The sequence below is a fragment of the Yinghuangia sp. YIM S09857 genome (genome assembly GCF_051388915.1).
Classification (GTDB): domain Bacteria; phylum Actinomycetota; class Actinomycetes; order Streptomycetales; family Streptomycetaceae; genus Yinghuangia.
The window spans coordinates 182363-193626 of record NZ_JBPKBH010000010.1 but is presented as its reverse complement, the minus strand read 5'-3'; the positions used below and the strand labels follow the sequence as shown (position 1 = coordinate 193626).

Genomic DNA, 11264 nt, shown 5'->3' with positions numbered 1-11264 from the left:
CCCCCCCCCCCCCCCCCCCCCCCCCCCCCCCCCCCCCCCCCCCCCCCCCCCCCCCCCAACCCCCACGCCGTGAGCAGCGCGAGCACCGCGAAGGCGGCCGCGGCGATGTGAAACGCGAACGTGTAGCCGTCGGTGGCCGCTTCGGGCGACGCCGCACCTGTCGCGGAACCGCCGCGCGAGTCCGCCAGCGACGCGAACAGGGCCAAGCCGATCGTCGGGCCCAGCAGCATGAACGTGTTGAACGCCCCGCCCGCCAAAGCCGCCTGACGCTCGGGCACTCCTCCGGTGGCGGCGGTCACCGCCCCCGCCGCGGTGAGGCCGATGCCCAGCGGTAGGACGATCATGCCGGCGAGCGGCGCACCGGCGTACGCGGATCCGGGGGTGACCCGGGCGAAGAGCAGGAACGCCGCGGCCATCAGGAGCAGTCCGAGAGTCGCCGACCACCGGGCGCCCAGGCGGCCGACCAGCGGGACACTCGCGGCGCTGACGGCCATGAGGGCAAGTGCGTACGGTACGAAGCCCATTGCCGAGCGCAGTGCCGACCAACCCAGCACCTGCTGGAAGTAGAGCGACATCAGGTATGCCGTCGTCGAACCGGCGATCGGGGCGAACATGCCGGTCAGCAGCGCGACCACGCGGCGGCGCGAGGCCAGGAACGACGGGGGCATGAGCGGTTCCGCCACCGCGCTCTCGGCGAACCCAAAAGCCGCCAGCAGCACGACGCCGCCCGCGACCGGGACCAGGAACCACGCCGACCGCCAGCCGTGCGTGCCGACCGCCACGAACCCGTAGCTGAGCAGGGCGATTCCGCCGGTCGCCAAGGCCGCGCCGAGGACGTCGACGCGCCCGGTCCCCGGAGCCGGACCGCGCGGCACGCGCCGCGGGGCCGCCACCGCGACCGCGGCCGCGACGAGGGCCATGACCACGAACGCCCAGCGCCACGACGCCCAGGTCGCGGTGACGCCGCCGAGAGGCATGCCAAGTGCCGCGCCCACGCCGGATATTCCGCCCCACGCGGCGAAAGCCCGGGCGCGGGACCGGCCGTCCCGGAACAGGTCGCCTACCAGCGCCATCGCCGACGGCGCTGCAAGGGCCGCGCCGAGCCCCTGGACGAGCCGGGCGGCGATGAGGGACGGGCCGTTCGGCGCGAGCGCACCGGCAAGGGAGGCAGCGGCGAACACAGCCGTCCCGGCGACGAACACCGCACGCCTGCCGTGCCGGTCGGCCAGGCGTCCGCCGAGCAGGAGCAGCCCGCTGAACGCCAGCGTGTACGCGGCGGTCGTCCAGACGAGCGCGGCGGACCCGAGCGACAGATCACGCGCGATGTCCGGGGCGACGGCCGAAGTGAGGGTGACGGAGGTGTTCAGCACGGCCTGGACCGCGGCGAGGAGCACGAAGGCCGCGGCGACACCGGGCGCCCGTGCCGCGTCGGCGCTTGTGCCCGTGCTCGGCTTCGTCCCGCTGCCGAGCGGTGCGCTGGGCGTTTGCTGCTTCATCGCGGTCTCCGTCTCCCTCGGCGCACGCCGGTCCCCCGCGGACCGTTCGGCGCGAGGAAAACTGTACTTGCAAGTTCATATGAACTCAACAGTACAGTTCAGATCTCGTAGACTGGCCTCCGCAAGGGCCCGGCGCGGAAGCCGCAAAGGACCGTCCGGAACAGCTAGACGAAGGGGCCGACGTGGCCGAACCCGCACACCGCTCCACCGCACGGCGGGTCCCCACCGGCGACCGCGCGCAGCGCAAGCGCGAGGCGATCGTGCGCGCCGCGTCGGAGGCGTTCCTGCGCGACGGCTACGACGCGGGGATGGACACGATCGCCGCCGACGCGGGCGTGTCCAAGGTGACGGTCTACAACCACTTCGGCAGCAAGGAAGAGCTGTTCACCGCGATCGTCGGCGACATCCTCGACCGCGCGCTCGCCGGCTCGACCGCGCTCGTCGAAGGGCGGCTCGGCGCGTCCGACGACGTGCGCGGCGACCTGACGGCCATCTGCCGCGCGTGGGTCGCCGGACACGCCACCCCCGAAGTCCTGGCGCTGCACAGCGTGGTCGTGGGATCCACCCGGCGCTTCCCCGATCTTGGCCGCGTCTGGCAGGAGTTGGGCCCGGACCGCTTCCACACGCTGGTACGCGCCGCCCTCCAGGAACTCGACGACCGGGGGCGACTCGCCATCGACGACGTCCCGCTGGCCGCAATCCAGCTCTCCGGCCTGGTGCTTCTGCCGCACATCGCATACGGCGCGGCCGGTTCCGCCCCCGACGCCGATCTGACGGAGCGTCTGATCACGGGCGGCGTGGACATGTTCCTCGCCCGGTACCTTCCCCGGGACACGCCGGCGCGCTGAGGCCGAGCGATTCCGGGCGAACTGCCTCAGCCCGTAAGGGCGAAGCCGCATTGACGCGGAAACGGGGTCGCACGAGCACACGTCGCGCGACCCCGACCCGCACGCACCACCCGGCCGTGGGCGTGTACTTCGGCCCCTACCCGGCGCCGCCGCACGCAGTCGACATGCGTCGCGAGCCCGAGTGGGGCGGGGATTTTTGTCGCCGGCTGCGATCGGCTTCGACATCAATACGCATGTCCAACGCGCAGCCGGGCAGCGGCAGGTCAACAGCATTCGCAAGTAGGCAAGCAAGCACGCACGCAGGCGAGGAGGAAGTGAGCATGGCTTCCATGCCGCCCGATGCCGGTCGGCCCGGTCACCCGCGCAATCCGATCGACGGCGAGGCACCCCCGAGGCCACGGGTCTCCCCCGAGGCCGACACCGTCCCGGACACCGGGACCCGCGAGGAACGCACATCCCGCAGCACCGGCTCAGCCATTCGCGACGTGCCCAAGCGCGCCCAGGAGACTGCCGCGCACACCGCGCACATCGCCGCCGAGAAGGCCGAACACGCGCGCGACCGCGCCGTGGCCGCCGGGCACCGGATCGGCGACCACACCCCCGACGCGGTGAAGTCGGCTGCGGGGGAAGCGGTTTCGCAGACGCGCCGACGTCCCGTGCCTGTCGTGGGGGCCGTGGTCGCGGGCGCACTGGTGGTGTTGTGGGTACGGCGCTCGCGCCGCTCGTAATGCGGGGCACCGAACGGGGACGCGTCCCCCGCCCCGCGCGCCGACCGCAGAGCACGCCAAGCGCCCTCGGTGCAGCCGACGCTGTCGGCGATATCGGCTCTATCGGCTCTATCGGCTCTATCGGCTCTATCGGCTCTATCGGCACAACGATCGCCGACAGGCCGACCGAGAAACCCCAGACTCCCGGGTCCGGAATGGTGGACCGGCTCCGGGACGCGTTGGCCGGGCGCGGCGGATAGCCGACACTCTTGCGCCGCGCGCCAACCCCCCTCCCGCGCGCCGCGCAGGTCGGCAGCCCCCGGCCACGCACGAGGCCGGCCCGCACCGCGGGCCGGCCTCTCGCCGTACTCGTCACCGCCGCCGCGGCGGCACCGGCACCGGGATCACCAGATCACCCGGGAACACCGGGCCACCGGAATCACCGCCACCACCGGGAGCCACCACCGGGAACCCCGGGCCACAGGGAACACCGGACCACCGGACCACCGGGCCACCGGGCCACCGGACCACCGGACCACCGGGCCACCGGGCCACCGGGCCACCGCCATCACCGAGATCACCGGGCCACCGCCACCGCCACCACCGAGATCACCGAGATCACCGAGATCACGCGGATCACGGGGATCACCGAACCAGCGTGATCACCGAGGTCGGCCCGCCGCTCACCCGTCCCGCTCCTGCTCCCGTTCCCGCCGCGCCCGCTCCTCCTTCTCGTGCCGGAAGGCGCCACGGCGCATGATCAGCGGCAGCACGACCCAGCACACCGCGAACCACGCCATGACCACCACCATGCTCACCCATGCCACCGCCCCGTCCGTCACCACGTGCAGCAGCAGGAGCAGGACACACGCCACCGTCACCGCGAGCAGCCCCACGCCGAGCATCACCAGGCGCCGCGCGGTCACCACGAGGCTCGGCTTGCGTCCGATCCCGGACACCGCCAGGTGGAACACCACGACGCCGACCAGCGTCCCCGTGGCCGCCGCCCCGAAGACGACCGCCCAGATGTAGAGCCCGCGTTCGAAGTCCGTCAGCGTCTCGAAGCGCGACGTGAACGCCACGCTCAGCAGGAAGCCGAACAGGATCTGCGCGCCCGTCTGGACGACCCGTACCTCTTGGAGCAGCTCGTTCCAGCGTCGGTCCGCCTGCTCGCTCAGGGTCTCGTCGCGCTCGTAGTCGCCGCGTTCGCGGTCCGTTTCCGCCATGTTTGTACGAATGCCCGGGCAGCGCACATCGAATCGGAATGGCTTCCCGGCTTCGTGGTACGCGAGGAGGAGGCCCGGCAAATCCGCGGTGTGCCTCCCCGGCGCCCCGTACGCCTGGAGCCCGCCCGGTCGGCGGCACTCGGTCGGCGGCACCCCTCGGTGCCCCCCGGCACGGTGACACCAAGTTCGGCCGCGCTCAGGCGGCAGACAGCCCCGACGAAGGCCAGCCGACGGCCCGCCGATGGCCCGTTCACGGCCGCCAGGCGATGGCCGCAATGGGAGGGAACCCATGTCCCGCGACCTTGGCCCGACCGGCGGCGACCGCCTGCGTGAGCGCACCGAGGCCATGCTGCGCCGACTGCGCGCGCTGCCGTCCGACGGCGCGAAGCACCGCGCGCTGCGCAACGAGATCGTCGAACTCAACCTCAACCTCGCGGGCCTGGTGTGCTCGCGCTACCGCCGCCGCCCCGACCTGCGCGACGACCTCAGGCAGGTGGCCGTCGTGGGGCTCATCAAGGCCGTCGACGGCTACCGGCCCGGACAGGGCAGCGGCTTCCTCGCGTACGCGATGCCGACGATCTCCGGCGAGGTCAAGCGCTACTTCCGCGACCACACGTGGCAGCTCCACGTGCGCCGGTCCGAACAGGAACTGTTCCTGGCGGTCCTGAGGGCCCGTGACGAGCTCGCCGCCCGCCTGGGGCGCGACCCGGGCGCCGACGACATCGCCGAGCACCTGGAAGTGCCGGAGTCGGAGGTACGCAGGGGTCTCAGCCTGGGCGACGCGCACCGCGTCGTGTCCCTCGACCGCGCCCTGCACGCCGATGCCCCCGACACGGTGCACGCGGTGTACGGCGCCGAGGATCCGGCGTTGGAACTCACCGAGAACCTGGTCGCGTTGCGTCCCCTCATCGCCCGACTCCCGGACCGCGACCGGCGGATCCTCACCATGCGGTTCCGCGACGACATGACCCAGTCCGAGATCGGCGAGCGCGTCGGGCTGTCCCAGATGCACATCTCACGCCTGCTCACCAGCACCTGCCGCCGCCTCCGCGAAGGGCTCCTGGCGGGGTAGGCCGCGCTTGGCCGCGCTTGGCCGCGTACGGGCGGCGGCGATCGGGGCGGGTCGTCGCTACGCGCAGGCGCTGCGCAGGGCCTGGTTGGTCAGCAGCGTGCGCAGGCGCCGCCGCGCCTGGAAGAGCCGGGTCATGACCATGCCGCGCGGGGTGTCGGTGATGTCGGCGATCTCCTGGTACGAGTAGCCCTCGACGTCCGCGAAGTAGAGCACTGCACGCAGTTCGGGCGCGAGCGCGCGCAGTGCCGCCGTGATCGCGTCGTCGGCCATGTCCTCCAGTGCCCGCACTTCCGACGAGCGCCAGTGCTGGCCGTCGGAGAAGTCGGGCAGCGCGACCGCGCCGGTGGGCCGGGCCGAACGGTACGAATTGCGCCACACGTTGTTCTGCACCCGGAACAGGAAGGCGGCCAGGTCGGCGTCGCAGGTCAGCCTGGGGAACAATCGGTAGGCGCGCAGGTACGTCTCCTGCACGAGGTCCTCGGCCTCGGTCCGGCTTCCGGTCAGGCGCAGACCGGCCGCGTACAGGCGGTTCAGGTGCGCGAGTGCGTCCCGCTCGAAGCGCGCGTCCCGCTCCGCCGGGCTCTCCTCCCCCCGGGTGTTCCCCGCGGGGCCGGATTGTCGTTCCGAGCCGCGATCGGTAAGCGTGGACATCGGTTCTCCCATGGTGTTGACGACTACACCCACGATCCAGCCGGGAAGCCCCCCCGATCAACGCCGGATTCCGGAACGCTCACTGCGTCTGACTTAACGATGCGGCCGGATGAAACGGGCCGGGCGGGTCGGCGGCGGCCTCGCGGGCACCCGTGCCGAATACATGACAGTGGGTGTCGTGATTCGTTGACAGGCTCTTTCACGCGACGTCGGGGCCGACCGCTGCCAAGCCGTAGCGGCGACCGACGCGCGCATTCCCGCATGAATTGAACGGAGCTGATGCTGCCATGGAGCGAACCGCTGTCAACCCGGTGCCGTGGTCGGTCGAGATGGGATTCAACCAGGGCGAGGTCGTGTCCGGAAACGCGCGGACCCTCTACATCTCGGGACAGACCGCGATGAGCGGCGACGGCAAGCCCCAGCACGACGAGGACATGGCCGCGCAGCTCAAGCTGAGCGTCGACAACCTGGAGGCGGTGCTGGCCGAGGCGGGCATGTCGCTCGCGAACCTCGTGCGGCTGAACGTCTACACGACCGACGTCGACCTGCTGTTCCAGCACTACGGCGAACTCGCCGCCCGCCTGGGCGCGGCAGGCGTCGCGCCGACCACAACGATGCTCGGGGTGACGCGTCTGGCACTGCCGACCTTCATGGTCGAGTTGGAGGGTACGGCCGTCGCCTGACGGTCCGGGTTCGCTGGGCTTCCTGTACGACGCCACGTGCAGGAAGCCCGCGCCCCCGGGGGGCGCCGACGGGGCTCCGACCTGGTGGTTACGGACAGGTAGACCTGGACCACTGACGGAATTGGTCTCATGCTGGGCCCGTGTCGAATCAACCGCCGCACCGGCCCATCGACGCTCTCGACCGCCGGATCATCGGGGCGCTCCAGATCGACGGGCGCGCGTCCTGGCGCCGGATCGCCGCCGCGCTCGGCGAACCGGAACGGACCGTCGCCCGGCACGGCGCCCGGCTATTGGAGCAACGCGTCGTCGTGGTCACGGGGTTGGGCGTACGCGGCGGCGCGGTGCTGGTACGCGGACAGTGCCTCCGGGCGGCGGCCCGGGAGGCGGTGGGGGCGCTGGCAAGGCATCCGGACACGACGTTCGCGTACATGCTCACGGGCACGGCCGACTGCCTCGCCGAAGTGATGTGCCCCACCGGGCGCCTGGCGACGCTGACCCTCGACGAACTCCCGGGAATACCAGGGTTGGTGCAGAACACCACGCTGCCCGTGCTGCGCTACTTCCGAACCGTGCACGACTGGCAGCCGGGCATCCTGACGGACACGGAGGCCGAGGCCGTCCGCGAGTACCCGACGCCGCCCCCGCTACCGACCGACGACCGAATCGCCGAACTGGCCCGCGAAGAGCGCACGATCCTACGGGCGTTGGCGAGCGACGGACGTCGCACGCACGAGGAAATCGCCCGCATCGCCGGAGTATCCGAACCGACCGCCCGCAGGCGGGTCGACTGGATGCGCCGCACCGGAGCCCTGCACATCCGCGCCGTGGTCGACCCGGGAGTCCTGGGCTTACCCGTACAGGCATTCCTGTGGATCAAAACCACCCCGGCCCAAGTCGAGGCTGCCGGCGAAGCCCTGCTGGCCTCACCCCTGGTCCGCTACGCGGCAGCGGTGATGGGCGAACACCAGCTAGTCGCAGACGTAAGCCTCCCCGACCGCACGGCGCTGTACGAGTTCGTCACCAGCGCCCCGTGGGTACGGCACACCGAAGCCATCGAGACCTCAATGGTGATCCACACCCTGAAGCGGAGCGGAGTACTAAGCGAGGCTCCCCCGGAGGAGTAAAGAGCCGCCGCAGACGCCCCCCGTCACCCGCGCGCCGTGGACCGAACAAACCGCGCCCAGTCGCCGGGCGAAACGATGAGTTGCGGACCAGACACAGACTTGGAGTCCCGCACATGCACGGCCCGTTCCGTGACGGCGATCTCCACGCAATCATCGCCCTGGGTACCGCTGTGGCTCGACTTGAACCACACGAGTACGGACGCGTTCATCGATCCTCCCGCAATGCGTCGACCGTGGACCGAACAAACTGCGCCCAGTCGCCGGGCGAAACGACGAGTTGCGGACCAGACACAGACTTGGAGTCCCGCACATGCACGGCCCGTTCCGTGACGGCGATCTCCACGCAACTATCACCCTGACTGCCGCTGTAGCTGGACTTGAACCAAGCGAGATCCATCATGCTCCTAGCGCTCCTCGCAGTCGCTCCAACAGGCCCCGCGTTTCGATGGGGTTCAGAGCCTGCGAGCGCAGTGTGTCATAGCGCAGTTGGAGCAGGTGCACCTCTTTCACGTCGGCGATCAGGCGGCCGTTTTGCTGCCCTTCGGAGTACGCAAGCCGCCGCCCCAGCGGCGTCTCCAGGAGCTGGACGGGTCCATCCAGACACGCATGCAGCCGCGAACCCAGCGGCACGATTTGCAGTGTGACGTTTCGCCGCTCCGACAAGGCCAGCACATGATCGAACAGCTCGCGCCGAAGCTCGGTGTCATCAAATGCGCACCAGAACACCGCCTCCTCGACGATGAAGCTGAAGGGCACGTGCTGACGGTCATACAGCAGCTTTCGTCGCTCGGATCGTGCTGTCAGTTGGGCTTCCAACTGTGCTTCCGTCAGCAGAGGCGGAGCCCCCTCGAAGACGGCTCTGGTGTACGCCTCCGTCTGCAACAAGCCTGGAACCAGGCGGCATTCATATGTGCACAGGCTCACCGCGGACCGCTCCAACGCCGCCCATCGCCGGAACCACGCCGCCAGGCCCGGCTTTCCCCGTCTCAGGTGCTTGGCCGCGTTGCGCAGCGCCCCCGTGTTGCCCGTTGCCTCCTCCGCCCGTTCGACGAACGCCGCGTCCGGCATCCGCCGTCCCAGTTCCACGGAAGCCACCGTGTGCTTGGAGAACCGCACTCGTTCGCCGAACTCCACGCGACTGAGCGCCGCATGCTCGCGGAGCGCCTGGACGACCGCTCCGAACGTCCGCAAGCTGTCCGACGGGTCAGGTTCCCGCTCCCAGTCCCGGCTCTCCTCGTCCGGCTCGATTTCGCTGGACATGGCGATTCCCTCCCTATGCGCCCCCGCGCGATAGCCCCCTCCGCACAACCCGTCCAGCCTGCCCAACCAACCTAAGTACCGTCCACCGAATGTGCTCGTACGCTGACTCACCGTACGCGGCGCGCCGCTGTTTCGCCGGGCCCCTTCGCCGCAACGGTTGGCGCATGAGCACTCCCGCACACCACGTTTCAGCCACCGTCCGCGGCTTCGCCCAGTGGCTCTCGTCGACCCCGCGCGGGGCGCGGCTCGGGCGGCTGCTCGCCGCCGATCAGCTCCGCAACTGGTCGGTGCCGCCAGACTTGGCCGAACGCGCCGAGCATGTAGTCGCCGAACTCGCCGCCAATGCCGTGCTGCACGGCGGACAGCCAAGCCGCGACTTCCGGCTCGCACTCATCCTCCGCCCCGCAACTGGCCTGCTTCGTATCGAAGTCACCGACGCCATGGACGAACTCCCGTCGTCCGGACGTCCGACGCCGCCGGGGTCGGAGCGCGAGTCGGGGCGCGGCCTGCTTATCGTGGCCGCGCTTTCGAACCGTTGGGGTATCGATCCACACTCGCCCAGCGGCAAGACGGTGTGGGCGGAGCTCGGGGATTCGGTGGAGGTAGAAGGGGATGGCTGTGGGACGGCTTGAGATTGTGGGGGTGGGGGCACTCAACGTTGATCTTGTCGCGGACGTTGCGGGGGCTGGGTGGGGTCTTCGGGACGATGAAATGGCCGTCGGGGCCGACGAGATGGCTCGGCTGCTGAGTCGGGTGGCGGGGTTCCCGCGGCGGGTTGTTCTGGGCGGGTCGGCGTTCAATGCCGTCACCGGAGTTGCGCGCTCGCAGCCTTCACTGCGGCTTGGGTTCGTGGGAGTGGAGGGCGAAGTTCCCTTTGGGGCAATGACGTTCCGGGAACACCTGCGGACGCTTGGGGTTGATGCCTCGGGGCTTGGGCGGAGCACAGGGTCCGCAGGGGTGTGTCTTGCCCTGGAGGATCGGGACGTTCGTAGCCTGCGCATCGCGCCGGGGGCCAACTTGGAGGTGCCCGAACATCTTGCGGACGGTGCTGTGGGGGCGTACCTGGCACAAACTCGGGTGGTACATGTGACGTCGTTCCTGGATGAGCGCACGCCGCGTGCCCTGGACAAGGTGTTGGCCGATCTGCGCACTCGTGCAACACGACCGCTGATCTGCCTTGATCCGGGGCACGATTGGTGCGCACGGCCGGACGACGCGGTGCGAAGCCTGGTCGCCATGGCGGATCTGATCCTGGTGAACGAGCACGAGTACGCGGACCTCCGACACGCCTGCGACCTCCGCACCGGCACCGTCGTCGTCAAGGCGCGGGGCTTCGCAACGGTCCTTCGGGGCGGTAAGTCCGTTCAGTTCGAGGGGAGTTCGTCTCCCTTGCCGCCAAGCGCGATCCGGCGTCCCACGGGGGCGGGGGACGCGTTCGCGGCGGGGTTGTTGGCGGCCTTGGCGCAAAAGAGCGGGGGGATCCTCGACCGGATAGCAGACGTCGCCGAACTGGCGGAGCCGGTGAGGACCGGGTTGGCTGCCGCGCGGGCGCACCTGCTGGGGTCAGACGCCGCCTGACGGCACCCCCGGGCGGCTCGCGAACAGTTCGAGGTGGCCGCATGCCACGCAGCGGAACGCGGACAGTTCCCACCTCTCCCGGCCGGCCTTTCTGGCGCCCCCGAAGAACCCTCGTTCCAGACGTCCGGCGATCCACGTCGTGGTGAACCCGACACCGGGCACGTCGACGAAGCCCTGCTGCAATTGCGTCCCGTCACACTGTGTACATCGCATTGTCGCGTCACATGAGGCTGACACGTCATCTGTTCTGCGGCAGGACTCCGGCGTCCGTCACACACAGCTGTCACACTCTCGGCGCATGACGGAACGACCCCGGTGGACCGACGACTTGTTTCCCTTCCCCACCCCTCCCGCGCTCGCCAAGGTGGTCGACATCGCGTGGGAGGAAGGGTTCCTGGCCACTGACCTCTTCGAGGACCGGCTGTACGACGGGCCGCGCGTACAAAGCAGTTTCGCCCTGCCGTTCGACCTCAGTGCGACGCCGCTCGCGCCGAAGGGGTGGGAGTACTGCTACGCCGGCGAAGTCTCCCGTCGGCACCACGTGCCGTTCATGTCCGTACCGGAACTTCTGCCGTTCGCGGACCTCGGCAACGGCACCTGCGTCGGCTGGGTGGTCCCC

At 70.3% G+C, this 11264-nt stretch carries 14 protein-coding genes; 8 read left to right on the top strand and 6 right to left on the bottom strand.

Going from position 1 to position 11264, the window contains the following annotated elements; genetic code table 11:
- The coding region (locus ACRX5S_RS22585; RefSeq protein ID WP_436774855.1) for an MFS transporter at positions 1 to 1496 on the bottom strand (1496 nt) is incomplete at its 3' end.
- Positions 1497 to 1678: 182 nt separating this feature from the next.
- Between ACRX5S_RS22585 and ACRX5S_RS22580 the strand changes: the two genes are divergently transcribed.
- On the top strand, positions 1679 to 2344 hold the full coding sequence (locus ACRX5S_RS22580; RefSeq protein WP_436774854.1) for a TetR/AcrR family transcriptional regulator: 666 nt from the start codon (positions 1679 to 1681) through the stop codon (positions 2342 to 2344).
- A gap of 320 nt (positions 2345 to 2664) precedes the next feature.
- On the top strand, positions 2665 to 3072 hold the full coding sequence (locus ACRX5S_RS22575; RefSeq protein WP_436774853.1) for a hypothetical protein: 408 nt from the start codon (positions 2665 to 2667) through the stop codon (positions 3070 to 3072).
- A gap of 662 nt (positions 3073 to 3734) precedes the next feature.
- Here ACRX5S_RS22575 and ACRX5S_RS22570 read toward each other — a convergent pair.
- Complete coding sequence (locus tag ACRX5S_RS22570) at positions 3735 to 4277, bottom strand: DUF6328 family protein (RefSeq protein WP_436774852.1); 543 nt, start codon at positions 4275 to 4277, stop codon at positions 3735 to 3737.
- A gap of 289 nt (positions 4278 to 4566) precedes the next feature.
- Between ACRX5S_RS22570 and ACRX5S_RS22565 the strand changes: the two genes are divergently transcribed.
- Positions 4567 to 5349 carry a SigB/SigF/SigG family RNA polymerase sigma factor gene (locus ACRX5S_RS22565; RefSeq protein WP_436774851.1) on the top strand — a complete coding sequence of 261 codons (783 nt, stop codon included), beginning with the start codon at positions 4567 to 4569 and terminating at the stop codon, positions 5347 to 5349.
- A gap of 57 nt (positions 5350 to 5406) precedes the next feature.
- Here the strand turns inward: ACRX5S_RS22565 and ACRX5S_RS22560 are convergent, their stop codons facing one another.
- On the bottom strand, positions 5407 to 6000 hold the full coding sequence (locus tag ACRX5S_RS22560) for a sigma-70 family RNA polymerase sigma factor (RefSeq protein ID WP_436774850.1): 594 nt from the start codon (positions 5998 to 6000) through the stop codon (positions 5407 to 5409).
- Positions 6001 to 6287: 287 nt separating this feature from the next.
- Here ACRX5S_RS22560 and ACRX5S_RS22555 point away from each other — a divergent pair, with 287 nt between their 5' ends.
- Positions 6288 to 6683: a RidA family protein gene (locus tag ACRX5S_RS22555; protein WP_436774849.1), complete on the top strand. Its 396-nt coding sequence runs from the start codon at positions 6288 to 6290 to the stop codon at positions 6681 to 6683.
- A gap of 140 nt (positions 6684 to 6823) precedes the next feature.
- Complete coding sequence (locus tag ACRX5S_RS22550) at positions 6824 to 7807, top strand: Lrp/AsnC family transcriptional regulator (protein WP_436774848.1); 984 nt, start codon at positions 6824 to 6826, stop codon at positions 7805 to 7807.
- Positions 7808 to 7830: 23 nt separating this feature from the next.
- Here the strand turns inward: ACRX5S_RS22550 and ACRX5S_RS22545 are convergent, their stop codons facing one another.
- The 3 genes from ACRX5S_RS22545 to ACRX5S_RS22535 are packed head-to-tail and all read right to left on the bottom strand — an operon-like array spanning position 7831 to position 9067.
- Complete coding sequence (locus ACRX5S_RS22545; protein ID WP_436774847.1) at positions 7831 to 8016, bottom strand: DUF397 domain-containing protein; 186 nt, start codon at positions 8014 to 8016, stop codon at positions 7831 to 7833.
- A complete protein-coding gene (locus tag ACRX5S_RS22540) occupies positions 8013 to 8207 on the bottom strand; it encodes a DUF397 domain-containing protein (RefSeq protein WP_436774846.1) in 195 nt (64 codons plus the stop codon). The genes ACRX5S_RS22545 and ACRX5S_RS22540 overlap by 4 nt, the downstream gene beginning before the upstream one ends.
- Positions 8204 to 9067, bottom strand: coding sequence for a helix-turn-helix domain-containing protein (locus tag ACRX5S_RS22535; protein WP_436774845.1), 864 nt, complete (start codon positions 9065 to 9067; stop codon positions 8204 to 8206). The genes ACRX5S_RS22540 and ACRX5S_RS22535 overlap by 4 nt, the downstream gene beginning before the upstream one ends.
- A gap of 164 nt (positions 9068 to 9231) precedes the next feature.
- On the opposite strand from ACRX5S_RS22535, the gene ACRX5S_RS22530 reads away from it, so the two are divergent.
- From ACRX5S_RS22530 to ACRX5S_RS22520, 3 genes are all read left to right on the top strand, one after another.
- The gene (locus ACRX5S_RS22530; protein WP_436774844.1) at positions 9232 to 9699 is read left to right on the top strand and encodes an ATP-binding protein; all 468 of its coding nucleotides are present in this window, start codon (positions 9232 to 9234) and stop codon (positions 9697 to 9699) included.
- Complete coding sequence (locus ACRX5S_RS22525; RefSeq protein ID WP_436774843.1) at positions 9680 to 10645, top strand: carbohydrate kinase family protein; 966 nt, start codon at positions 9680 to 9682, stop codon at positions 10643 to 10645. Before ACRX5S_RS22530 ends, ACRX5S_RS22525 begins: the two co-directional genes overlap by 20 nt.
- Positions 10646 to 10943: 298 nt before the next feature.
- Positions 10944 to 11264: hypothetical protein (locus tag ACRX5S_RS22520; RefSeq protein WP_436774842.1), on the top strand; the 321-nt coding region annotated here is incomplete at its 3' end.

Bases quoted from the DNA above. Each gene is read 5' to 3' on its own strand.
- ACRX5S_RS22575 (WP_436774853.1), top strand. From the start codon at position 2,665: ATGGCTTCCATGCCGCCCGATGCCGGTCGGCCCGGTCACCCGCGCAAT.
- ACRX5S_RS22570 (WP_436774852.1), bottom strand. From the start codon at position 4,277: ATGGCGGAAACGGACCGCGAACGCGGCGACTACGAGCGCGACGAGACC.
- ACRX5S_RS22565 (WP_436774851.1), top strand. From the start codon at position 4,567: ATGTCCCGCGACCTTGGCCCGACCGGCGGCGACCGCCTGCGTGAGCGC.
- ACRX5S_RS22560 (WP_436774850.1), bottom strand. From the start codon at position 6,000: ATGTCCACGCTTACCGATCGCGGCTCGGAACGACAATCCGGCCCCGCG.
- ACRX5S_RS22555 (WP_436774849.1), top strand. From the start codon at position 6,288: ATGGAGCGAACCGCTGTCAACCCGGTGCCGTGGTCGGTCGAGATGGGA.
- ACRX5S_RS22545 (WP_436774847.1), bottom strand. From the start codon at position 8,016: ATGAACGCGTCCGTACTCGTGTGGTTCAAGTCGAGCCACAGCGGTACC.
- ACRX5S_RS22540 (WP_436774846.1), bottom strand. From the start codon at position 8,207: ATGATGGATCTCGCTTGGTTCAAGTCCAGCTACAGCGGCAGTCAGGGT.
- ACRX5S_RS22535 (WP_436774845.1), bottom strand. From the start codon at position 9,067: ATGTCCAGCGAAATCGAGCCGGACGAGGAGAGCCGGGACTGGGAGCGG.
- ACRX5S_RS22530 (WP_436774844.1), top strand. From the start codon at position 9,232: ATGAGCACTCCCGCACACCACGTTTCAGCCACCGTCCGCGGCTTCGCC.
- ACRX5S_RS22525 (WP_436774843.1), top strand. From the start codon at position 9,680: ATGGCTGTGGGACGGCTTGAGATTGTGGGGGTGGGGGCACTCAACGTT.